The 23,535-nt window shown below is 46.7% G+C and carries 14 protein-coding genes and 1 riboswitch; of the genes, 8 read left to right on the top strand and 6 right to left on the bottom strand.

Going from position 1 to position 23,535, the window contains the following annotated elements; all coding sequences use genetic code 11:
• Nucleotides 1-5 precede the first annotated feature (5 nt).
• The 3 genes from recD to recC form a co-directional block, all read right to left on the bottom strand.
• Complete coding sequence (gene recD / locus R7Z78_RS10745) at nucleotides 6-2,153, bottom strand: exodeoxyribonuclease V subunit alpha (protein WP_104975545.1); 2,148 nt, start codon at nucleotides 2,151-2,153, stop codon at nucleotides 6-8.
• Nucleotides 2,153-5,827 (bottom strand): exodeoxyribonuclease V subunit beta, encoded by a 3,675-nt coding sequence (recB, locus tag R7Z78_RS10750; RefSeq protein WP_169644376.1) that lies wholly within the window; start codon nucleotides 5,825-5,827, stop codon nucleotides 2,153-2,155. The genes recD and recB overlap by 1 nt, the downstream gene beginning before the upstream one ends.
• A 326-nt stretch (nucleotides 5,828-6,153) precedes the next feature.
• A complete protein-coding gene (gene recC / locus R7Z78_RS10755) occupies nucleotides 6,154-9,645 on the bottom strand; it encodes an exodeoxyribonuclease V subunit gamma (protein WP_104975547.1) in 3,492 nt (1,163 codons plus the stop codon).
• Nucleotides 9,646-9,897: 252 nt separating this feature from the next.
• On the opposite strand from recC, the gene R7Z78_RS10760 reads away from it, so the two are divergent.
• Nucleotides 9,898-11,721 carry a DUF3413 domain-containing protein gene (locus R7Z78_RS10760; protein WP_104975548.1) on the top strand — a complete coding sequence of 608 codons (1,824 nt, stop codon included), beginning with the start codon at nucleotides 9,898-9,900 and terminating at the stop codon, nucleotides 11,719-11,721.
• A 75-nt stretch (nucleotides 11,722-11,796) separates the two neighbouring features.
• Here R7Z78_RS10760 and R7Z78_RS10765 read toward each other — a convergent pair whose 3' ends face one another.
• On the bottom strand, nucleotides 11,797-12,771 hold the full coding sequence (locus R7Z78_RS10765) for a TDT family transporter (RefSeq protein WP_047102632.1): 975 nt from the start codon (nucleotides 12,769-12,771) through the stop codon (nucleotides 11,797-11,799).
• Between the two features lie 109 nt (nucleotides 12,772-12,880).
• On the opposite strand from R7Z78_RS10765, the gene R7Z78_RS10770 reads away from it, so the two are divergent.
• The 5 genes from R7Z78_RS10770 (at nucleotide 12,881) to dapD (ending at nucleotide 17,654) form a co-directional block, all read left to right on the top strand.
• Entirely contained in the window at nucleotides 12,881-13,807 is a 927-nt protein-coding gene (locus R7Z78_RS10770; RefSeq protein ID WP_104975549.1) for a LysR substrate-binding domain-containing protein, read from the top strand.
• A gap of 128 nt (nucleotides 13,808-13,935) precedes the next feature.
• Nucleotides 13,936-14,235 (top strand): YebG family protein, encoded by a 300-nt coding sequence (locus tag R7Z78_RS10775; RefSeq protein ID WP_005380208.1) that lies wholly within the window; start codon nucleotides 13,936-13,938, stop codon nucleotides 14,233-14,235.
• 156 nt (nucleotides 14,236-14,391) lie between these two features.
• Nucleotides 14,392-14,467, top strand: a riboswitch (Fluoride riboswitch).
• Between the two features lie 131 nt (nucleotides 14,468-14,598).
• The gene (locus tag R7Z78_RS10780) at nucleotides 14,599-15,291 is read left to right on the top strand and encodes an iron-sulfur cluster assembly scaffold protein (protein WP_104975550.1); all 693 of its coding nucleotides are present in this window, start codon (nucleotides 14,599-14,601) and stop codon (nucleotides 15,289-15,291) included.
• A 23-nt stretch (nucleotides 15,292-15,314) separates the two neighbouring features.
• Nucleotides 15,315-16,298, top strand: a complete 984-nt coding sequence (locus R7Z78_RS10785) for a GGGtGRT protein (RefSeq protein ID WP_009707468.1) — start codon at nucleotides 15,315-15,317, stop codon at nucleotides 16,296-16,298.
• 324 nt (nucleotides 16,299-16,622) lie between these two features.
• On the top strand, nucleotides 16,623-17,654 hold the full coding sequence (gene dapD, locus R7Z78_RS10790; protein ID WP_025768219.1) for a 2,3,4,5-tetrahydropyridine-2,6-dicarboxylate N-succinyltransferase: 1,032 nt from the start codon (nucleotides 16,623-16,625) through the stop codon (nucleotides 17,652-17,654).
• A 70-nt stretch (nucleotides 17,655-17,724) separates the two neighbouring features.
• Here dapD and glpQ read toward each other — a convergent pair whose 3' ends face one another.
• Together glpQ and glpT are read right to left on the bottom strand one after the other, a co-directional pair.
• Nucleotides 17,725-18,780 (bottom strand): glycerophosphodiester phosphodiesterase, encoded by a 1,056-nt coding sequence (glpQ, locus tag R7Z78_RS10795; protein WP_104975551.1) that lies wholly within the window; start codon nucleotides 18,778-18,780, stop codon nucleotides 17,725-17,727.
• A 56-nt stretch (nucleotides 18,781-18,836) separates the two neighbouring features.
• The gene (gene glpT / locus R7Z78_RS10800) at nucleotides 18,837-20,201 is read right to left on the bottom strand and encodes a glycerol-3-phosphate transporter (RefSeq protein ID WP_005380199.1); all 1,365 of its coding nucleotides are present in this window, start codon (nucleotides 20,199-20,201) and stop codon (nucleotides 18,837-18,839) included.
• 896 nt (nucleotides 20,202-21,097) lie between these two features.
• Between glpT and R7Z78_RS10805 the strand changes: the two genes are divergently transcribed.
• Together R7Z78_RS10805 and glpK are read left to right on the top strand one after the other, a co-directional pair.
• The gene (locus tag R7Z78_RS10805) at nucleotides 21,098-21,952 is read left to right on the top strand and encodes an MIP/aquaporin family protein (RefSeq protein ID WP_005380195.1); all 855 of its coding nucleotides are present in this window, start codon (nucleotides 21,098-21,100) and stop codon (nucleotides 21,950-21,952) included.
• 59 nt (nucleotides 21,953-22,011) lie between these two features.
• Nucleotides 22,012-23,529 (top strand): glycerol kinase GlpK, encoded by a 1,518-nt coding sequence (gene glpK / locus R7Z78_RS10810; protein WP_005380193.1) that lies wholly within the window; start codon nucleotides 22,012-22,014, stop codon nucleotides 23,527-23,529.
• Nucleotides 23,530-23,535 lie beyond the last annotated feature (6 nt).

The raw sequence follows: 23,535 nt of genomic DNA on the forward strand, positions 1-23,535 counted from the left end.
CATAATCAGTTGGTAAGCCGCTGTACTAACCCACTCGCACGAGTGGTTTTCACCTTAATGCCTCGCTTCAGAACATTAAGTTCGGCGTAAAGAGCTAAACGCTTTTTCGCGCGGGTAATGCCTGTGTAAATCAACTCACGGGTTAATATCGGGCTAAAGTCTGGTGGCAAAATCATCAGGGTGTAATCAAATTCACTGCCTTGCGATTTATGGATGGTCATGGCGTAAGCCGTTTCATGTTCAGGTACTCGGCTTGGCAAGACCGATTTCACACTGCCGTCAGGTAACTCAAAAAAGACTTTCAAACGCGGTTCTTCTTCAGTGTCATCTCGCATGCAAATACCAATATCACCGTTATACAAACCTAAACCGTGATCATTACGCGTAACCATGACGGGTCTGCCGTGGTACCAAATTTCATCCTGAACTTGAATGAACTTGCGCGCTGCGAGCGCTTTCTCGATACGTTGGTTTAGCCCAGCCACACCGAAGTCACCTTCACGGATCGCGCACAGCAACCGGCATTGGTTGAAGGTATCTAACACCGCTTTGGCTTTGTGCGTTAGCGACTCTGGCTCTCCGGTTTTAGGATCGGTTTCCTGTTGTCCAATGCGTTTGAGGTAACGACCGTATTCCTGCACCAACGTCTGCATCATTTGGTTGTAATGTTGACTACTTAGCGCGAAATGTTCGATGTCAGAAAAGTCACGCGCCCAGACGTTATCTACGCTCGCAGCAGAACCGGAGTTAACCGCTTTTGCCAACTGACCAATGCCTGAGCGAGCATCAAATCGGTAGCTCTTTTGCAGCATACATAAACTATCGGCAATGCTAGATGCACTGTTACCCGTATGGGCTAAAGTATCGAAACCCGTCAGTTTTGAGATGGCTGACGCCTGCTCTTTGCCATAACCCAATGCATGGAACGAACAGATATCACCCAACACGGCCCCGGCTTCAACTGAAGCAAGTTGGTCTTTATCACCTAGCAAAATCAGCCGCGCATGTTTCGGTAAGGCATCAACCACTTTGTACATCATTGGCAAATCGACCATCGACGCTTCGTCGATAACTAAAATATCCAAATGCAGTGGATTTTGCTTGTTGTGACGAAATTCTGCGCTATTAGGAATCGCACCCAGCAACCGATGTAAGGTGCTTGATTCAGTCGGAATTTTGGCTTTTAGCTCCGGAGAAACTGGCAGTTCTTGCACTGCTTTACCAATGGACTCGGTTAATCGCGCCGCCGCTTTCCCCGTCGGGGCCACCAGCTTGATGGTTAGATTTTTCTCTTGCGTCGCCTGTTCAATCAAAGCAGCAAGCAATTTGGTTACTGTCGTCGTTTTACCCGTACCTGGGCCACCAGAAATCACAGCAAATCGACGGGTTAACGCAACTGCCGCCGCGACTTTTTGCCAGTTCACGCAAGCCGAGAGTGGCACGAGTTCATCCAGTGTTTGTAAATCCTGAACCTTGCGCGCATTGCTAAGCACGGAATCAATGGCGTGCCAATCCAACGATTCGCTTGCGACCACATCAAGGTGGTCACACACCAATTGTTGACGCAACACTTGGTTGCTGCTTCCCGCTTCTACTGCTTTGCCTAACGCGTTAAACAGAAAATGGTATTGGCGTGCAAATAAATGGTTGAGCAACTCGGATAATCGCGCAAACTCTTGTGGTTGCAAGTTAACTGCGGCGCCCAGCTGATTGAGCTTTTCCGCCAGTGTCACTTCATAATGCCAATAGCGATGCAGATACAGACGCTCACCATCGAACATTAAAGGCAAGGCTTCTCCTTGCGCGCCGACCACGCTGGAATTTTGTAATACTTGAATCCAGTCTATGCCTTGCAACTGTGTATTAAGCGCCAATGCCGACTCACCAAACAGCCCTAGCTTACTGGCTAAATCCGTAGATTGCCCTTGTGCATCGAACAGAGACAGACAGATATGTCCTTTACCGAGCTCACTACTGACAACACCAGCGATAAACGCCAGTGCTTGGCTGTCCGACTGTTCATCATGTGTTTGAGAATCAATAAAACAGGCGAATTGGTAGTCGAGCTGACGAATAGCACCTTTGTGCGCCAAGCGTTCCAGCACTACCAATAAACTATCTTGGCCAGAATGAAGATTGTGATTTGTCGTCATTAAAGTAGCTCCATCTGCCCGGCTTGAGTTGAGCGCGTTTCAAGTACTTGACCATCAATCAAACGATCCATCTCTTGTAAGAAGTCTAAGGTTGGTTTCGCAGCAAAAATGCCGTGGTCACTCTGCCCATCCATGCCGCGTAAGAACAAGTAATACACACCACCGAAGTGCTGCTCGTATTGATAATTCGCCAATCGGCTGCGTAGGAAACGATGCAGTGCTAACGCATAAATCTGGTACTGCAAATCGTAGCGGTGCTCAGCCATCGCCGATTTCAGAGCCTCACCATGGTAGTGCGTCACATCGTCGCCAAGATGATTCGATTTCCAGTCAAGCACGTAGTATTTACCTTGATGTTCAAACACCAAGTCGATAAAACCTTTGAGCATGCCTTGCACGGTTTGGAAACCTAAATCCCCCGCTTTCGCCGACAACGGATCGTGACGTTGAATGACTCGGTTTAACGCCGGTGCAGACAAAACTTCAATCGGCAGCAAAAACTCCATCTCCACCAAACGTTGCGACGGTGCTTTTTGATTCAGCAGCAAAGATTTACCATCCAACGGCGTTGCGAGTACGGTATCAATCAATTGCTGTAAAATGGGCAACCACTCTTCATCGAGCTGTTCGCTTTCCATCAAGCCAAGGATGATTTGTGTATTCTCTTCCGTCGTGGCTGGCTGAGTAAATTCAATTTCCTCAAACAAGCTGTGCAGGAACGTACCCGGACGCGCTCCACGAGGGAAGGTAAAAATCGAACGCTCTGGCTCCACCAAATCCGCTTCGTCTTGTTCTTCAGATGAGTCGATATCAAAACCCGTAATCTCAATCGTGGCATCATGCTCGGCGTGATGAGAGCCTTGCTTGACCAAGCCAGAATAACTGGTGATGCGCCAGTTTCTGTCGATAGGGTTTTGCAGCTCTTTCGCGCTAAGATCGTATATTTCTTCTTGTGGCGCTACGTACTTCTCTTCGAGTTGCTGCGGCGGATCGGCCACAACGACACAATCAAGCTCGTCTTGTTGCTTTGTTAAACCTTGGTGCAAATCGTTAATGCCACCTTCTTGACCATTTTGAATCAAATAGCCAATCGCACTGCGGTGTACACCAGTTGGCTCTTTGGTCGAACGGCCATTGCGCAACGGTGAGGCACCGATAAAACACGCATAAACAGCACGCGTTAGTGCCACGTATATCAAGCGTAAGTCTTCCGCCAAACGCTCTTTGTCCGCTTGCTTCATGGACGCATCGTTGCCAGTGATATCCAGTACCGTGCGGTCATTGGCTGCATCGTAATATTTGGCTTCACTGGCTTCTCGATAGCTGAACACAAACGGCAGAAATACGAGGTCATACTCCAAGCCTTTTGATTTGTGAATAGTTACGATCTGCACTAAGTTACGTTCCGATTCTAAACGTTGGATTTGGTCATCACTGCCACCCAAACCGTTTTCCGCATCACTGATAGACTGAGCGAGCCAACGCAGCAGACCGTGATCGCTATCCAGTTCATTACTGGCGTGTTGAAGCAGTTCACCAATGTGCATTAAATCGGTAAGTACTCGCTCACCATTTTCACCCTGTGAACTCGCACCTTCTTCTAGTAATCGCTCGGCAATATGGCGTTTGCTGATCACCGCGCGCAACATCGGCAGCACACCACGTTGAATCCAAAGTTTGCGATATTCTTTGAATTCGTTTACGGCGTTTTCCCACACCACTTCATCGTTATTAAGTGCATCCAAACTTGCTGCGTCGAGGGCAAACAGCTCAGAAGCAAGACTTGCACGCAGCGCACGGTCATTTTCTGGAGTCAGCACCGCTTGCAGCAAACGCTGTAGATCCTGCGCCACTGAACTGGTAAACACACTGTCTCGGTTAGACAGGTACACGCTGGCAATGCCTTGATCAGCCAACGCTTGTTTGATCATGCGACCTTCACTACCTGTTCGAACCAACACTGCGATATCGCCCGCTTGAACCGCTTTCTGTTTTTCGCCATTCACCAGACACGCTTTCCCCTGTTGAGCCTGCGTCAAAATGGTTTGGATTTGGCTTGCGGTCGCCTCCGCCATTCGAGTCAAATACTCGCCTTTGGGTAGCGGTTTATCGTCCGCTTCTTGCAACCAATAGGTCAGCGCGGGTTGCTTTTGGCAACCCATAGTCCAAATGCGTTTTTCGGCATTGGGACTGTATTTTACGGGTAAGAACGGGATGTCCGAATCATAGATAAATGGACTATCAGGCAAGGCAAATACTTGGTTTACCGCCTGCACCATATCTGCGCTAGAACGCCAGTTGGTTCCTAACGTGTAGTGGGCACTTACTTGGTTACGCGCTTTGATATATGTGAAAATGTCTGCGCCACGAAAGCCATAAATCGCCTGCTTGGGGTCACCGATCATAAACAAACCACATTCCGGGTTGTTCAGATAAATACGGCTGAAAATACTGTATTGAAGCGGGTCGGTATCTTGGAACTCGTCAATCATTGCGACAGGATACAAAGTACGAATACGCGCCGCTAAAAGCTCGCTTTCGTCCGTATCGATAGAAGCAGAAAGTTGTGTCAGCAAATCATCGAAAGAGAGCCACTGTTTTTGATTTTTCGCGTTGGCCAGCATCACACGACAATGCTCAATCGCATGAGCAAGCAGTGGCGCTTTTAAGCTGATTGGGTTAGCAAGAAATGTTTCAATGGCTTCAAATACCGCGTGCTGCGGCGCACTGCCTTTCGGTGTTTTTTCCAACAAGACGTTTTGCGCGAATTTCTCCAGCTTGTCTGGATAATCGTAACCTGTGGTTTCCGTTGCAGCCCAAGCGTTTACCGCCTCCAACCACGTCGGCAGAGACTTTTTGGTGTAGCTGCGTTTGTTAATATCTGAATCTGAAATCAGCGTCAAGAAGTCATCTTGGCTTTCTCGCCACTGTGCTTTTAATTCATCAATTTTTTTCAAATTTTCAGTATGAAGATCAGCCAAACTGCCTTTCATTGCTGGAACAGAAAGGCTTAACGGCGCGCCAGTTAAGTAATTGCTGATGTCAGACAACAACGCAGATGGAGAGCCCCATAGCTGGCGGATTTCTCCCGCCAAAGTAAATGGCAATGGGTAGAAATTTCGGCGCCAGTAATCGGCTACAACTTGCGCTTTTAGGTGACTTTCATCGGTCACAAACTCGTTATTAAATCGGCTGCCAGATTCAAACGCATTTTGCGTTAGCATACGTTGGCAAAAACCGTGAATGGTGTAGACCGCCGCCTCGTCCATCTGACGCTCTGCCTGCAATAAAATTTCTGCGGCTTGCTTGTGATCGTCAAACTCATTAAGCAAAGGTTGGATCACCGGATCGGAACTCTGTCCACGCGCAAACGCGATTCGCGCATCATGGATTCTTGCCCTGATACGATCGCGTAATTCCGCAGTTGCCGCTTCGGTAAAGGTTACGACCAGAATTTGGTCGACCGTAAGCGGTACGCGATGTCGAGTTTCCGCGCTGCCGTGACCAAGCAAAAGGCGCAGATATAAACCTGCAATAGTGAAGGTTTTACCTGTACCTGCTGATGCCTCGATTAACCTCGCACCGTGCAGAGGAAACGTCATCGGTTCTAGTGGCGTTGGTTGAGGTTGCTCTGTGCGGTCTAACGTATGTAGAGGACACTCTGCACCTGACATTTGATCCATAACGCTGAATCTCTCCGGATTATTTACTAGGACGTATCACCTAATAAATGTGATCTATAGTTAAAAATTCTATTAATATGTTTAACAAGTTGGATAATTTAGAGCTTTGTGAGATCTTTCTCACGGTTATCCATAAGACGTACCGTTAGTATGCGCCCCACGAGATAAGCCAAACCTTTTGGCGGCACAACTCAAATGAATTAAACAAAAGTATCATGGTCCCTCTGACCTTGTGGCCGTACAGCGAACGCCCTACAAAAAATAATGATTTTCTGGCGGCCACCCTACTCTTCCTTCTCTTTATCCAACTGTCTTTATTACGCTTTTACGTCATCAGCGTCTTGAACCGCTAAGCGCGCACCTTGCAAAACTAATGCTGTCAGCAAACGAACTTCTGAGGCCAACTCATCATTCCAAGCAGGCCAAATTCGAGAGATGTACGCATTATTGCCTTCGCCCGGGCTCATGAAGCCATCATTGAATGCGTCAGCCATTTTCTTCAAAGATTTCTCTTCGTCATCTACCCACTGACCGCGACTAAAGCCCGCTTCAACACAAGCCAACGCCGTTTTCGGGAAATAAGGCAAAGGCTTAGTCATGCCTTCGAAGAATAAGCGAACTAATTCAGTCAGTAGCTGTTTGGCATACTGAGCATCGGCAATTTCTGGGTAGATCAAATGCAGCGCGCCTTCTTTACGATCGTAACCAATGATGTGGGTTTTCTTAGCATGACCCGACGCCGACATGGCAAGGTGATCGATCCACGCTGCAAGGTAATCCTGCGATCGAATCTTACCGCTTCGATAGCGAATCAAACCGGATTGGTAGCATTGAGTTAGCCAACCTGTTAGGCGAACGTTTTTCTCTTCGCCTTCATTTCGCTCAAACAAGGAATCAAACGTCAGGTCGATTTCCAAATCGTCTTGAGGCGCACCAGATAAAAACGCCAGTTTATCCACCAGCTCTTCCGCCTGAACTCGGTTGGTTTCAAATTCGATATCACCAAACGCCCCCACCGGCAGTTTGCCTTGCGCGCGCTGTTGACTCATAAAGTGTTTAAGCACCTCTGTTTTTTTCTCTGGCTGCATCAATGTCGTTTCAAGCAAGATTTCTAACAGCTCATCACGCATTTGATAGCTTTCCAAACCACCTAAAACAAAGGGTTCGTCGTCTTCCATCACCGGTAGCGGCGGTTCAAAGATTACTTTTAAACGACGATTGAAAAAATACTGCACTGGTAAACGCCAGAAACGTTGCAACTCGACTAAGTCGAGCTCAAGCGGGAACGTCGCTCCCAACAGATAGTCGTCTAATGCCCGATTAAAATCACGACGGACATAGCCTTGCGATTGACTGCTTTGAGTCAATGCCGCTGGAATCCACTCTTTCGCGTAGCTGGCGTGCATGCCTTGGAACGCACTTGGGCTAAACGGCACCATGGCGTGGGTATTCACCAACGCATTTAATAAGTTGTCGCCAGACTCATCAACAGGCAACGCTTCATCACCACTTAAACAATAGTTTTGGTGGCAGTATTCCATCAGCTCAGAAACCAGAACCGAAGGCACTCGCTCGGTATTGTCTTGGATTGAACGGCCAACATAACTGATGTAGAGCGTTTGTTGTGCAGACAACATCGCTTCGAGGAATAGGTAACGGTCATCATCTCGGCGCGAACGGTCGCCCGGTTTGGTTCTTCCTGTCATCAAGTCAAAGCCTTCTGGCGGCATGGAGCGTGGGTACACGCCGTCATTCATCCCCAGTAGACAAACGGTTCTAAACGGAATAGAGCGCATCGGCATCAGGGTACAAAAGTTCACTTGACCAGCAAGGAAGCGCTGGCTGACTCGTGTGCCAGATAATTTGTTTTGAAGGTATTGGCAGATGATCGACGGCGATAACGCATCATCAAATGCGGCATCAGCTAATTGCTCTTTGAGTTGGCTGAGCGTATCGCGAATGGACTTGAGCGCCATTTCGCCTTCTAACTCAACTGAGAAGAAGTCATCCAGCAGTGAAACCAAAGTCTCTCGCCAACCATCGATAGTTTGAACATGAGAAAGTTTGCTTCGATAAGTGCTAATTTGTTGGATAAAGTGTGCCAACTTGCCCGCCAGCTCTGCGCCCATGCCTTGCACTTCGTTGTACGGAGACAAACTGCCTTGCTCGGTTTCAAACAAACCTGCGGATTCTGGCATCGCGTAGCCAAGCAACATGCGTTGAATACCAAATTGCCATGTGTTTTGACGGGTTTCCGGCAGTTCAAATTCGCGTCCGGTATTGGCATCCAATCCCCAGCGAATCCCCGATTCCTCAACCCATTGTTTGGCTTGTAAAAAATCATCTTCGCTGAGTTCAAAACGCTTTAATATCGCCGGAGTTTCCAGAAGTTCGAGTAGTTCTGATGCCAAACAGCGCGTATTGGGTAAGTTCACCAACTGCATAAATGCGGCCAGAATTGGGCTCTCTTGATCGGCGGTTCGGTCAGAAATCGAATAGGGAATAAAACGCTCACCCGGCGCGTTACCAAAGACCGCCTGAATCGCAGGGCTGTAAGCGTTGATGTCCGCGACCATCACGATAATATCGCGCGGTTTTAACGTTGGGTCAGCATCGAACATCGCCAACAGTTGATCATGCAGCACTTCCACTTCGCGCATCGGGCTGTGACAAGCGTGTAGGCTCAGTGATTTATCACCCAAGCTAACCACTTGTTTGTGATGACTGTTTTCAATCTGTTGGTCATCTTGATGTTCTTCAAGATTGAGAATATCCGCTTGCAATTGATGGAGCAGACTGTCGCGCTCAACATCAACAAAGGCTTCGATTTCATGAGATTCCAGCTGAGACAACAGATACATATTGTCGCGCCCGAGTTTACCCATGGACGCCAACAGACTGTTTCCGACCACATCGGTGTGCAGCTCATCGATCACATTATCTTCCAATGAACCTTTCAGTTGCTCAGTTTCACCTTGCACTTCCGAGTGATCGTCCTGCCACACAACGTGCTGACGATGTTTCGCCGCCAAACGAGCCAGATATTTGCGATCTCGAACTTCACCCCAATAATAACGACAAGGGTTAGTGAACATCAGATGCACGTCGATGTGTTCACCAATTGCTTTTAGCGCATCCATATAGCGAGGCGGCAACGAAGAAATGCCAAAAACAAACAAACGCTTGGGCAAATGGTCAAAATTGCAGTTAAAACTCTCTAACGTGTCGATAAAGTGCTCATAAAGGTTGGCACGGTGATAAGGAGACTGCCCTAATGACACAGTGTGATCATACAACGCTTGCCATAAGATCGGCTGCCACGGATGCTCATCTTCCAGCTCTGGCACACTCTGCCCAGCTTCCCAACTTGCGATCCATTCCGGACGATACACCAAGTAACCATCGAAAATATCGGCAATTTTCTCAGCCAGCTGATACAGCTTAGAGTGGTCAATGTCATCTTTGAGGTACTGCGCTAACGGCGAAAACACCTCTTGGTTGAGAAGCCCCGGCAGCAGATGCATCAACTTCCACGTCATCGCTTCTTTGTTAAACGCACTGCGTTTTGGCACGTCTGGCAACACCTGCGTAAACATTTCCCAAATGAAAGTAGCAGGGAGCGGAAAATCAATGTTCGCGGCAACACCAAACTCTTTGGCCAATTCCATTTTTAGCCACTGGGACATGCCCGGACTTTGAACCAGAATTTGTTCTTTTTCGAACGGGTTTTCCAGCGGACTGATTCGAATCAGTTCGACAAGGAGTGATTTAAGAACGTCAACTTGGTTGGAGTGATAAACAGTAAACAAATTGGGAATACCGAGCGCCGATTGAAACTGTTAGCTAGCTTAGCACAGCCCCATTTAAACCCGCAGTGATCTCGCGTTCGGAAAAAACAAAAGGTTATATATCACTCAAATAGAGTATGAATCTTCTGAATTTTCACATGTCAATCAAGTCTGACACTTCCATACAAAATGTGACATTCGTCGCAACTATTCCATAATAAAAAACACTGTTTTATACTCCCTCTACCCATAATTTATAAACAAACAAAAAGTATGTTTCGCAAACTGTCTTCCAACAGCGCTTGGCTGATTGCTTTTTTTGCTTGCTTTGCAGTGTACCTGTCGATCGCTTGTTATCCTTTTGTGTTGTCTAACAATCAGAATGAACCGCTAACCTTGTTGCAAGGTTACTATTTGGTTTCGACTCAATATGGCTGGCTGGGCTTGATCGCTCTTCCATTTATGTTGTTGAGTTTATTGCTCTCTTTTCTACCGACTCGAGTATTCAAAGGCATCGTGATCGCTATCGCGATCTGTCTATTGATCATGTTTAAAGTCGATATCCTCGTTTTTCAGCAATACAAACTTCACATCAACGCTCTATTAATCCGTATGTTTTTCGAAGGTGGCGGTGATGTCTTCGATATTTCTTGGATGAGTTGGCTAATCTTCATCAGTGAAATTGCCATTCTGGTGATCGGGCTCGCTTGTACCGTTTGGGTAAGTAATCAACTGTCAGAAAGCCGAGCTAAGTTCGTTTTGATCAGCGTTTGGTTTGCTGTATTGCTTAGCACGCAGATGATTCATGCGTACAAAAACGCACTTTACGACGATGAAGTCAGTCAGTTTTCGAATAACTGGCCACTTTACTACCCGCTGACGGCTCGTAAATTTATTTACAAACACGACCTAGTGGATGAGAGCATTGCATCGAAGAACCGCGTAGAGTTAACCAACATTGAACGTAGCTCACTCAACTATCCGCTTGCGCCGATTCAAGTGCAAAGCAAAGAGAAACAACCCAATGTCTTGTTTATCTTGGTTGATGCGTGGCGCTACAGTGATGCGACGCCGGAAGTCATGCCAAATGTCAGCAAGTTCGCCGAAAAAACAGTGAATTTCACACAACATATGAGCGGCGGCAACTCAACTCAAGCGGGTATTTTCAGCCTGTTTTACAGCTTGCCAGCGACCTACTGGGAAAGCTTTTACGCAAGTCAACGCTCTCCTGTGTTTATGGATACGCTGCAAGCAGAAGGCTACCGCATGGGCATTTTTGGCTCGGCACCGCTCACCAGCCCGCCACTTTCTCGCACGGTATTCAAAAAAGTGTCGGACTTGACCCTGAAACAAACTGGGGAAACAGCTGTCGAGCGCGATCAGCAGATAACAGACAAGTTCATCGAGTTCCAAAAGCAGGATAGCGACAAGCCGTACTTTGGTTTTCTGTTCTACGATGCCGCCCACGGCACGGTGTTTCCTGAACCTGAATTTGCGAAATTCAAACCATACTGGGAACGCGTTGACCACATTTTGCTCAACAACGATTTTGACGCTTCGCTTTACCACAATCGATACAAGAACTCGTTGTACTACATCGACAGCTTGATTGGTGATGTGCTGAAAAATGTCGACTTAGACAACACCATTGTGGTGATTTCATCAGATCATGGTGAAGAGTTTAACGACCATAAGATGAACTATTGGGGCCACACGGGTAACTACAGTGACGTTCAAGTACATGTGCCTCTTTACGTGTACATGCCAAATCGTCAGCCAGAGCAAGTTGATTACCGCACGACCCATTTTGACGTCGTGCCAACCATGATGAATACGCTGTTTGACGTTCAAGGCACAACGAGTTCATACAGTGTTGGTCATAACTTGTTTGATAGCTCTGCCTCTCGCGATTGGTATATTGCAGGCAGCTACTACAACTATGCATTGGTCGGCAAAGAATTGATGCTTGTGGTCAACCCTGGCGGGCACTCTCAGCAACTGAATCGTCAGTTAAAAGTCGAGAAAGAACAGAAAGTTCCTGTCGATATCATTCGTCATTCTCTGGATGAGATGTCGCGATTTTACAAAAAAGGCTAGTGTCCAACATCGACGCCGATTGAAATAAAAAAGCCTCTTGGTTGTAAGACCAAGAGGCTTTTTCCTATCTGCTATTTAAGCGTGATGAGCGTGCATCAAGCGTGGCTGAATCAATAAGTTGTTGATGTATTGTAAAGCCACATAAGAGACAACAAATGTTGCCACAATCAACTCAAGACCAGCTAAGCTTCGCACTTGTTGAACATAGTGCGTAGCCAATCCTTGCAACTCCATCCAATTCGCCATTTTAAACAGCGCCGTCGCACCGATCACCATCGGAAAAGTGAACGCCGCATAGCCTGGGCTAAATGGCAGTCTAAGCAATTTAAAGAATGCGAGGTAAATGATGGCTGTCATCAATACCGCGATACCAAATAGCATAGCGATGATCACTGGTGATGGTGTCGCAGTGACCGTTAAGTACCCTGCCAATGATAAACTTGCTGGCGCTGCCATGATTGCCATTGTTGGTTTCGCTGCATCCGGAATTTCATGGGTAAACATGAAACGGTAAATCATCATCGGCAACATGATCGCGTACGCCACCATACCAAACATCAATGCACCTTGTGCCACTGGTGCTAACATCGGGTTGCCAGAGAAAGACACATCCGCAACGATGATACCCACTGGCGGTACAAACCAACTAGGAACCATGTGGTGCAATTCAAAATCTTTGGCGCGATGGTAAACAAAGCTCACCAAGAACACGATGTGCAGAACCACCGCAATCAGCCAAAGCACATCACCAGCCAATGGGTAAAAATGGCCGAGAGAGTTCGATACCACCATAGTGCCCATCGCAAATGTCGGAACCACGCTACCCACAACCGGATGAGCAAGATCTTGTCTCAATAGATGGTTATGTAGCAAAAACTTGGTTGCCAATATAGCCAACAATACGCTCGCGATACCCGCACTAATCCACTGTCCGTAGCCATGTAATTCGGCGAAGTTTTCCCAACTCCAGCCTAAGCTTGCAATACCAAGAGCCAAACCCGCCATCGGAGTTGGTGCTCCCATTACTTTTGCTTTTGTTCTTTGAATCATGATGACCTCAACCAGACTCACTCTTGATGGAGCGTATAATACGCTTGCACTTCGTTCCGATATATCTAATTATTTAAAACAAACGTTCAGAATTACTTAACGGTGGGGTATGGCAAGTCACATTTCTCTTAAACAACTGAAAGTGTTTACGACGGTCACGCAGCACAAAACGCTCACAGCAGCTTCTGATAGTCTCTTTTTGTCAAAAGCCGCTGTGAGCATGGCACTCTCAGAATTAGAAAAGCAGATCGGCCATCACTTGTTTGATCGTGTTAATAACCGACTAATTTTGAACCAAGAAGGTCAAAAACTGCTGCCACTGGCGGACGAATTACTCAACCGAGCCAAGGACATCGAGAGCATTTTCGATGGTGACCAAGCGCTATCGGGCCAACTTCGCATTGGTGCCAGCGACACCATTGGCAACCAAGTCGCGCCCTATTTGCTTAGCGAATTTCGTCAGCAAACGAACCATCGTTCTCAAAGCCTGTTCATTTCTAACTCCGCACAAATCTGCGACATGCTGACCGATTACGAGTTAGACATAGCCCTCATTGAAGGCAAAACACTTCACCCTGAATTGCAGTCCACCCAGTTTAGCGAAGATGAAATGTGCGTGATTTGCGCGCCCGATTCCCCAGCCGTGCACGAAGGGCCAGTAAACTTAACCGAGCTAGAAAACAGTGAATGGATATTGCGAGAGGCAGGATCTGGTTCACGCGAATTTTTTATGCGCGTTGTCGCGCCGCGCTTGGAACATTGGCATGAAGCTTTTCAGCTCAATACCACCGAAGCGTTGATCAACTCAGTATCGGCAGGGTTAGGCTTGGGCTGCTTGTCACGTTTGTCTGCAGAACCTGCTATTCGTGACGGCCGCGTAAAACTGCTCGACATGCCTTTAGATATGAAGCGCCGCTTCTGGTTACTGGTTCATAAAGAGAAATATCAAAGCCCATTGCTCAGAACGTTTATCGAATTTTGCCAAGATTGGGAGCGACCAACAAACCTTCCTTTGGGGAATAAATCCGCAAAGTGAAACCAAGATAGTTTAAATGCTAGTCAGTTAGTTGTACGTGTCTCTCATTCTGAGGCTTGTCGCTAGACTTGATTGGTCAAAAACTGTATAAAAAGCCAGTATCAATACACCAAATTAGGGGACCAACCATGGCTGTAATCGTCAAGTACGTGGTAGAACGCAATGGAGAAGAGAAAATGACTTTTACCTCTAAAGCGGAAGCTGACGCATACGACAAAATGCTGGATATGGCAGACGAGTTATTCTCACTGCTGGGTAAAAGTGAACTTCTAGAAGACGAAGGTAAGCAAGAAGATCTTGCAATGTTCCTTGCGCAAAACAAAGAAGAAGTGCTTTACGCTCTGGGTGCAAAACGTAAACCTGCACCAAAAAAAGCAAAGAAGCTTGAAGCTGTTGAAGAAGATAGCGAACAAGAAGACGCTGCATAAGCCTCTCATTTGTTTAGAAAAAACGTCGCATTATGCGGCGTTTTTTTATTCCTTCCGTTTATCTCCATATATCTCTGAGAATATAAAGAACCGATTTAATATCCCAAATTGCTCTAAATTTCATGTTGCAGATTAGCGTGACTTAGATCTAGTCTAAATGGGTCCGGTGATGGGGTGCCACCGGAATCGAAAGATTCGAACCGCTGTTAAAGCTAATGACTCCTACAGAAACGAAAACAGGTCAGCCCTGTTGGAAGTGCTTTCGCTTATGTTGTGAAAGCGAGAGTTCTGTAGTGAGCAATTCAACTCTTCTCCAACCCCGCTCCTGTTTTCTCAAAAATAAAAATACACTGGGAAAACATTATGCAATATTCACACGAAATCCAATCAATGTGCCCGATTCAACGCGGCGATCTTCATGCATCTGCACCGATCCCTGTTGAAGGCGCAATGATCAATCCAAAAGACGTTATCGCGATTTCTGGTCTTAGCCACGGCGTTGGTGCTTGTGCTCCTCAACAAGGTGCAGCAAAACTGACTCTTAACGTCAAAAACGGCATCATCGAAGAAGCTTTGATCGAAACGATCGGCTGTTCAGGCATGACTCAATCAGCCGCGATGGCCGCAGAAATCCTAACTGGCAAAACCATTCTTGAAGCACTGAATACCGACTTGGTATGTGATGCTATTAACGTCGCGATGCGCGAAATCTTCCTTCAATTTGTTTACGGTCGTACTCAATCTGCTTTCTCTGAAGGCGGCTTGGAAATTGGTGCGGCACTGGAAGACCTTGGTCAAACTCAACGTAGCCAAGTGGGTACTAGTTACTCAACTAAAGCAAAAGGCGTGCGTTACATGGAGTTGGCTGAAGGCTACGTAACAAAACTCGCGCTAGACGAAAACAAAGAAGTGATTGGTTACCAATATCTCAACCTCGGCAAGATGATGAAAGCCTTCAACGAAGGCGTATCTGCTGCAGAAGCCGCAGACAAAGCAACGGGGACTTACGGTCGTTTTGACGAAGCCGTAACGACCATCAACCCACGCCAACAATAATTGCCACCAAGAGGAAAGAGATTATGAACACTCCAATTACTGAATCTGTACGTCGCACATTAGACGAAATGCAACTTTCTTCTCTGGAAGAGGCTTACCAATACTGTATGGATCGTGGTATCGACCCTAAAGCACTAGTGATGGACACTCAACCTATCGCGTTTGAAAGCGCTGCCGATGCCTACACGCTAGGCACTGCTTTGGCGATTTTCCGCGGAGCAAAAACAGCAGAAGAAGCGGCAAACATCATCGGTGAAGGCCTTCAAGCCTGCACAAAACCAGGCAGCGTAGCAGAACAACGCCGAGTGGGTATCGGTCACGGTGCATTGGCGGCTCGTCTATTGAATGAAGAAAGTGGCTGTTTCGCTTTCCTTGCGGGCCATGAGTCATTCGCAGCGGCAGAAGGCGCAATCAAAATCGCATTGAACGTCAACAAATCACGCAAAAATCCGTTGAAAGTGATCCTGAACGGTTTGGGTAAAGACGCCGCTTACCTCATCTCACGCATCAATGGTTTCACTTACGTACGCACTCAATACAACTACCAAACTGGTGAGTTAGTGGAAGTAGAACGTCGTCGATTCTCGCAAGGTCCACGTGGTGAGATCCTTTGCTACGGTGCAGACGATGTGCGTGAAGGCGTGGCTATCATGCATAAAGAACAAGTGGATGTGAGCATCACAGGTAACTCAACCAACCCGACTCGCTTCCAACACCCTGTAGCAGGTATCTACAAAGCGGAACGTAACCGTGAAGGCATGCCTTACTTCTCTGTGGCATCAGGTGGTGGTACTGGTCGTACTCTACACCCAGATAACGTGGCGGCGGGTCCTGCATCCTACGGCATGACAGACACTATGGGTCGCATGCACGCCGATGCACAATTCGCGGGTAGCTCTTCAGTACCAGCGCACGTTGCAATGATGGGTTTCATCGGCATGGGTAACAACCCAATGGTAGGGGCAACGGTTGCACTTGCAGTAGAGGTCGGCGAGCTAAGCCTCTAAGTCGATTTATCGCTTTACTATCCAAAGCCAGTAAATCCAACAAACCCAGTGTAGGGGGAGTGACTTCGGCCCTCCCCTTATTTTTTGCTATGCCCCCTTCTCCAACTTCACTGTGTCTTTACCCCAAACCGGTCTGAGAAGGCTTTTGCGACACATTTCTCATCAGACAAACATATCTCTAAAAAGACAAAAGGTATCCATCTACAGACTTTATCTATTTCCCCTCTTTAAACTCCCTAGCACTCTCATTATGATGACTGACAACTTAATTATTTCTTGTCAGTGAACAGACGAGACACAAGACTCAACACATGGAGATCAACTATGGCTTTCTTCTCTCTAGCCTTTGGTACGGCAACTAAAAACCGCGACGGCAAAATCATCGAAGCGTTTTTCCCAAACCCAGTTCTTAACCCAAGCGAAGCGCTTGTTAACGCACTAGCAGCAGTAGCAGGTTACGAGCAAGGCAACCAAGCTATCGAGATCTCTGCAGCACAAAGCGCAGAACTAGCAGCAGCATTTGAAGCAAACGGCGATGCGGCAAACGCATCTTTCGCAGCAAAAGCAGCAGAATCAGCACAACCACTTGTACTGGTTATCCTTGCAACTGACGAACAACCACAAAGCGTTGCTGAAGGCTTCCTAAAGCTTCAACTTATCTCTAACCGCCTAGTTCAACCACACGGCACGGTACTAGACGGCATCTTCGGTCTACTGCACAACATCGCATGGACTAACGAAGGTCCAATCGATCTACCTGAACTAGCAGAGCGTCAAATTGAAGCTCGCCTAGCGGGTCGTGCACTAAGCGTAGATTGCGTAGACAAGTTCCCTAAAATGGTGGACTACGTGGTACCAACTGGCGTTCGTATCGCTGATACTTCTCGCGTACGTCTTGGCGCACACGTTGGCGAAGGCACAACAGTAATGCACGAAGGCTTCATCAACTTCAACGCGGGTACAACAGGCGTAAGCATGGTTGAAGGTCGTATCTCTGCTGGCGTAGTGGTTGGTAACGGCTCTGACATCGGCGGCGGCGCATCTATCATGGGTACGCTATCTGGCGGCGGTAAAGTTGTGGTTTCTATCGGTGAAAACTCTCTACTAGGCGCGAACGCAGGTCTTGGTTTCCCAATGGGTGACCGTTGTACTATCGAATCAGGTCTGTACGTAACTGCTGGTTCTAAAGTACGCATGCTAGATTCTGACGGTCAAGAAGTCGAAGTGGTGAAAGCACGCGATCTTGCTGGAGTTTCTGACCTACTGTTCCGTCGTAACTCTGTAACAGGTCAAATCGAATGTCTTGCTAACAAGAGCGCGGTTGAACTGAACAGCGAACTGCATAAAAACAACTAATAAATAGTTAAGAAAAATCCCCCAACAGGAAACTGTTGGGGGATTTTTTAGCTTAAAGAAAAATGCGTGATTACTGATTTAAAAAGCTGACCGCTTTATCTGGGAAATCAGTAAACAAACCATCCACTTTTAGTTGGTTGTAGTACACATCCATCATGCCTTCAAAGCTGTCAGTGTACGCTGGAATGCGTCCTGGATCGGCGCGGAACGTGTATGGATGCACTTGCAAGCCAGCGTCTTTTGCAGCCTTCATCAACGGCTTGATGATGATATTGTCTTTGGTTGACTTATCATCCACCAGCATCGGCTTCCAAGGTCCAATTCCTTCCGCGTAACTCGCTACTTTCTTCATTCCGTCGGCTTCGAACATCCAGTCATAACTGTATGGTGTTGCCTTGTCGCCTTTGTACACCATAGTTTCGTTCCAGTCCGTGTAAGCCATAAGCTGAACGAGCTTTAAGTCCATGTCCATTGCAGGCATGAGTTCACTGTTGATGCGTTGAAGTTCATTCGCATCAAAACACTGAAGGTAGACTTTGTCGTCTTGAGAGCCGTAACCGTACTGCTTCAAGACTTTAAGTACTGCTTTAGAAATGTCCTTACCTTCATGACGATGGAACCAAGGCGCTTTAATTTCTGGGTAAATACCGATGTCATAACCCAGCGTTTTGTTTAAGCCTTGGATCAGCTCAATCTCTTCAGCAAACGTCGGCACGGTGAAATCAGATTTCCACATAGGGAATCGGGTTGGATAGCCCGCTACTTTGTTGCCTTTGTCATCGATATTAAAGCCTTCAGTTACTCGCAAGGATTTGATTTCCGCCAGAGTGAAATCAATCGCATAATAACGACCATCTTTACGTGCACGATCAGGAAAACGCTCCGCAACATCCGTTACGCGATCGAGATAATGGTCATGCAACACGACCAACTGGTCATCTTTCGTCATTACCACATCTTGCTCTATGTAGTCAGGTTTCATTGCGTAAGCAAGTGCTTTGGCTTCTAGCGTGTGCTCAGGCAAGTAGCCCGATGCACCACGATGCGCAATGACAAGCGGCTTCGCAATCGCACCAGCAGAGAGGCTAAGTGCTAAAAAAGTAAGACATACTGACTTTGTTTTCATTGTTATTTCCTTGATAAAGCGAAGAGGCAGTATTCCACTGCCTCTTTAAATAAATATTACGCTAGCGCTTCCTTCTCACGCTCTTTTTGCTCGTGGTGCGCACGTTCACCTAAGAAGGCGTACATCAAACACACGATAGAAGTAATACAAGAACCCACTAAGATGATAAAGCCACCATCCCAGCCAAAGTGGTCTACGGTGTAGCCCAAAATCGCGTTTGCGGCAACTGCCCCACCCAGGTACCCAAACAAACCAGTAAGACCAGCGGCAGTACCTGCGGCTTTCTTCGGAGCGAGTTCAAGTGCGTACAAACCGATCAGCATAACCGGACCATAGATTAGGAAGCCAATTGCAATAAGCGCCATCATATCTACTGTTGGGTTGCCTGCAGGGTTAAACCAATAAACCATCACTGCAACTGTCACTAACACCATAAATAAGATACCAGCAGGTGCACGACGACCTTTGAACAATTTGTCAGAGATCCAACCACACAATAGTGTTCCTGGAATGCCAGCCCATTCGTATAAGAAATAAGCCCATGACGATTTATCTACCGAGAAATCCTTCGCTTCTTTTAGGTAAACAGGTGCCCAGTCCAGTACGCCGTAACGAATTAGGTAAACAAATGCGTTTGCAATTGCAATCGACCAAAGAAGTTTGTTGTTGAAGACGTATTTGAAGAAGATTTCCTTCGCTGTCATTTCTTGTTCATGGGACTTGTCATAGTCATCTGGGTAATCGTCTTTGTATTCTTCAATAGGAGGCAGACCACAAGACTGAGGGGTATCGCGAACCGTCATCCAAACAAACACAGCAACCAACGTGGCGAAAAATGCAGGAACATAAAATGCAGTGCGCCAATCATCGTTAAATGCCCACAGGCCAAGAATAAATAGTGGACCAATCAAGCCGCCACCCACGTTGTGCGCCACGTTCCAAACCGAAACGATCTCACCACGCTCTTTACGTGACCACCAGTGCACCATGGTTCGGCCACAAGCAGGCCACCCCATCCCTTGGAACCAACCGTTCAAGAAAAGCAAAATGAACATCGCAGTGACGCTACCAGTCGCCCATGGCATAAAGCCAAAGCAAAACATCACTAATGCAGACATCAATAGGCCGCCACTAAGGAAATAGCGAGGGTTGGAGCGGTCTGAAACGCTGCCCATTAGAAACTTAGAGAGACCATATGCAATGGAAACAGCTGCCAAGGCGACACCTAAGTCTCCGCGGCTAAAGCCTTGCTCGATAAGATAAGGCATCGCCAAACTGAAGTTTTTACGAACTAGATAGTAACCGGCGTAGCCAACAAAGATACCGATAAAGAGTTGCCAACGGAGGCGAGAGTAGGTGCTATCGATGCTGCCAGGGGACAGACGATCAATGTGCGCCTTAGGTTTGAATATTCCAAACATAGGAACCTCATTATTTTGTATGCGATGGTAAAAACACAAAAGGAGCGAACGAAACAAAATAAATCTTCGTTCGAAAGTTCATGAATTGTATGGAGTTAGGATTTTATTTCTGTGACAAATGTTGCACATGGATTAAATATAAGTAAATACAGTAAATTATATGAGCATTAATTAGATCATCGTTCAACTTTACTCAAGATTCGTTAATATGAAACTGATATTCAAACCTCTCACTTGAGCATTCCAATTCGAAACCTTTGAAACAAAGGCTCGAATTAGAACATAAACTAACCGTAAAAAGGGCGATTTACGCCTGCCCTACTCGCTCCGAACCAACTAATAACTAAAAAGCTGAAAAACGATCACGTTTAGCATCAAACGAAATAAAAAAAACAATTTTTATTTGAATACAAGCCGAAGCAATGATTCACAAACACAAGACATTAACAGCGTTTATTCTCTTCTCAACTCATCCTATTGGTACCAATGGGATGACGATTTTTTCTAAAAGTCCAAACATGACAGCGTATTTTTTATATCACTGCTATCCCTTGATACATTTGACATTCCGCTACTCCTTTAGGGTTAATTGCTACACAAGTTCTGTGCAATAAGTCTCCAAGCACGTAGCAGCTTCACAAAACTCCTCTTACCAGTTGTGCATTCTTTTTCACATCGGTAATTTGAGCGCTCTCAACACTGGCCTCGTGACAAATAAATTATTTTCGTTGTGTTCTTTTCCGGTTAAAAGATGCGCCATTTAACAAAAACGAAGACTTTGATTAACAAATTTATGCTCAAACGCTCATTTTTAACGCTCGTTTGTTTTCGCAAACGTTTATATATGCACAATAGTATCGTGCTAGACAGGTAAAAATGATCAAAGGACTTTTAACATGACAACGAACAAACACCCCTCTCTGCTTGGAGAATGTTTGGCCGAGTTTATCGGTACAGGACTACTTATTTTCTTCGGCGTAGGCTGTGTTGCAGCCTTAGTTCTAACAGGCGCATCATTTGGACAATGGGAAATCAGTATTGTATGGGGCTTCGGTGTCGCCATCGCTATTTACTGTACGGCTGGCGTCTCTGGTGCACACATCAACCCTGCCGTTACCATCGCACTTGCTATGTTCCATGGTTTTGATAAGGCGAAAGTGGTGCCATACATTATCGCTCAAATGCTTGGGGCATTCTGTTCTGCTGCATTGGTATACAGCTTATACAGCAACCTTTTCACCGACTACGAAATCGCTCATAACTTCGTTCGCAGCAGCCAAGATGCACTAGCAACTGCTGGTATCTTCTCAACCTATCCGCATGCCTCCCTCTCTTTCTTTGGTGCTTTTGCTGTGGAATTCGTTATCACTGCTGTGCTGATGTTTGCGATTCTGGCTCTGGGCGATGAAAATAACGGCGCGGCACGTGGCGCAATGAACCCTCTATTGATCGGTATTTTGATTGCCGTCATCGGTGGTTCACTTGGCCCACTAACAGGCTTTGCGATGAACCCTGCTCGTGACTTTGGACCAAAGCTGTTCGCTTACTTCGCTGGTTGGGATTACGCTCTGACAGGTGCTAAAGACATTCCTTACTTTATCGTGCCTTTACTTGCTCCGATTGCAGGTGCGTGTTTTGGTGGTTGGTTGTATCCAAAAGCGATTGCCGCTTACCTTCCACAACAAGGTCACGGTTGCACGATTCCAAACCAATGTGAGACGGAAGAAGAAACAGAAGAAGCTAGAGCTTAAAACTGACGTAACTCGAACATTTACTAAAATATAAATAACGAAACAAAAGGATTCTTACCATGACTGAGCAAAAATACATTGTTGCCCTAGACCAAGGTACAACAAGCTCTCGCGCAGTGATTCTTGATCATGATGCGAACATCGTAAGCGTCGCGCAACGCGAATTTACTCAGATTTATCCAGAAGCTGGTTGGGTTGAACATGATCCAATGGAGATCTGGGCAACACAAAGCTCTACCTTAGTAGAAGCTCTAGCTAAGTCTGGCATCCGTAGCGACCAATTAGCGGCTATCGGTATTACTAACCAGCGTGAAACGACTATCGTCTGGAACAAAGAAACAGGTAAACCCGTTTACAATGCGATTGTATGGCAATGTCGCCGTACTGCTGATATCTGTGAAGATTTAAAAGCACGCGGTCTCGAAAACTATGTACGTGACAACACTGGTTTGGTGCTTGACCCTTACTTCTCCGGTACCAAAGTTAAATGGATTCTGGACAATGTTGAAGGCGCACGAGAAGACGCAGAAGCAGGTAAGCTGTTGTTTGGTACTGTCGATACTTGGTTAGTTTGGAAGATGACTCAAGGTCGCGTTCACGTAACCGACTACACTAACGCATCGCGTACCATGCTGTTTAACATCAACGATCTATGTTGGGATCAAAAAATGTTAGATGAGCTTGGCATCCCAGCATCTATGATGCCAGAAGTGAAGCGCTCATCGGAAATTTACGGTAAAACCAACATCGGTGGTAAAGGCGGTACTCGTATTCCTATTTCTGGAATCGCAGGTGACCAACAAGCGGCGCTTTACGGCCAAATGTGTGTTGAAGCGGGTCAAGCGAAAAACACTTACGGTACGGGTTGTTTCTTGCTAATGAATACTGGCCAAGAAAAAGTCACTTCGACACATGGCCTTCTAACTACTTTGGCTTGTGGTCCTGCAGGCGAACCAGCTTATGCACTTGAAGGCGCCGTATTCATGGGTGGAGCTTCTATCCAATGGCTACGCGATGAATTGAAAATCCTAAACGGTGCAGAAGACTCTGAATACTTCGCGACAAAAGTGGATACATCAAACGGCGTTTATGTCGTGCCTGCATTTACTGGTTTAGGCGCTCCATACTGGGATGCCTACGCACGTGGCACGATTGTCGGCCTTACTCGCGGTGTGAATTCAAACCATATCATCCGTGCAACATTGGAAGGCATCGCTTATCAAACTCGTGACGTACTGGATGCGATGCAAGCTGACTCAGGCATTAAGCTTGCGAACCTTCGCGTCGATGGTGGTGCAGTAGCGAACAACTTCCTAATGCAATTCCAATCCGATGTATTGAACACAGAAGTACACCGCCCTCAAGTAACTGAGGTTACCGCTCTTGGTGCAGCCTACCTTGCCGGCCTTGCAGTTGGTTACTGGGATAGCATTGATGAGTTGCAGAATAAAGCGGTACTTGATCGCACCTTTGAGCCACACGATGATGAAGAAAAACGCAATCGTCGTTACAAGGGCTGGAAACGTGCAGTGAAATGTGCACAAACCTGGTCTGAACTTCACGACGAAGAAGATTAATCTCAT

The organism is Vibrio sp. 1167, assembly GCF_033340375.1.
In the GTDB taxonomy this organism is placed as follows: domain Bacteria; phylum Pseudomonadota; class Gammaproteobacteria; order Enterobacterales; family Vibrionaceae; genus Vibrio; species Vibrio alginolyticus.

Coding starts and splice junctions, on each gene's coding strand:
- R7Z78_RS10770 (WP_104975549.1), top strand. CDS start 12,881: ATGGCAAGTCACATTTCTCTTAAACAACTGAAAGTGTTTACGACGGTC.
- R7Z78_RS10785 (WP_009707468.1), top strand. CDS start 15,315: ATGAACACTCCAATTACTGAATCTGTACGTCGCACATTAGACGAAATG.
- R7Z78_RS10765 (WP_047102632.1), bottom strand. CDS start 12,771: ATGATTCAAAGAACAAAAGCAAAAGTAATGGGAGCACCAACTCCGATG.
- dapD (WP_025768219.1), top strand. CDS start 16,623: ATGGCTTTCTTCTCTCTAGCCTTTGGTACGGCAACTAAAAACCGCGAC.
- recB (WP_169644376.1), bottom strand. CDS start 5,827: ATGTCAGGTGCAGAGTGTCCTCTACATACGTTAGACCGCACAGAGCAA.
- recD (WP_104975545.1), bottom strand. CDS start 2,153: ATGACGACAAATCACAATCTTCATTCTGGCCAAGATAGTTTATTGGTA.
- glpK (WP_005380193.1), top strand. CDS start 22,012: ATGACTGAGCAAAAATACATTGTTGCCCTAGACCAAGGTACAACAAGC.
- R7Z78_RS10805 (WP_005380195.1), top strand. CDS start 21,098: ATGACAACGAACAAACACCCCTCTCTGCTTGGAGAATGTTTGGCCGAG.
- R7Z78_RS10780 (WP_104975550.1), top strand. CDS start 14,599: ATGCAATATTCACACGAAATCCAATCAATGTGCCCGATTCAACGCGGC.
- glpQ (WP_104975551.1), bottom strand. CDS start 18,780: ATGAAAACAAAGTCAGTATGTCTTACTTTTTTAGCACTTAGCCTCTCT.
- glpT (WP_005380199.1), bottom strand. CDS start 20,201: ATGTTTGGAATATTCAAACCTAAGGCGCACATTGATCGTCTGTCCCCT.
- R7Z78_RS10775 (WP_005380208.1), top strand. CDS start 13,936: ATGGCTGTAATCGTCAAGTACGTGGTAGAACGCAATGGAGAAGAGAAA.
- R7Z78_RS10760 (WP_104975548.1), top strand. CDS start 9,898: ATGTTTCGCAAACTGTCTTCCAACAGCGCTTGGCTGATTGCTTTTTTT.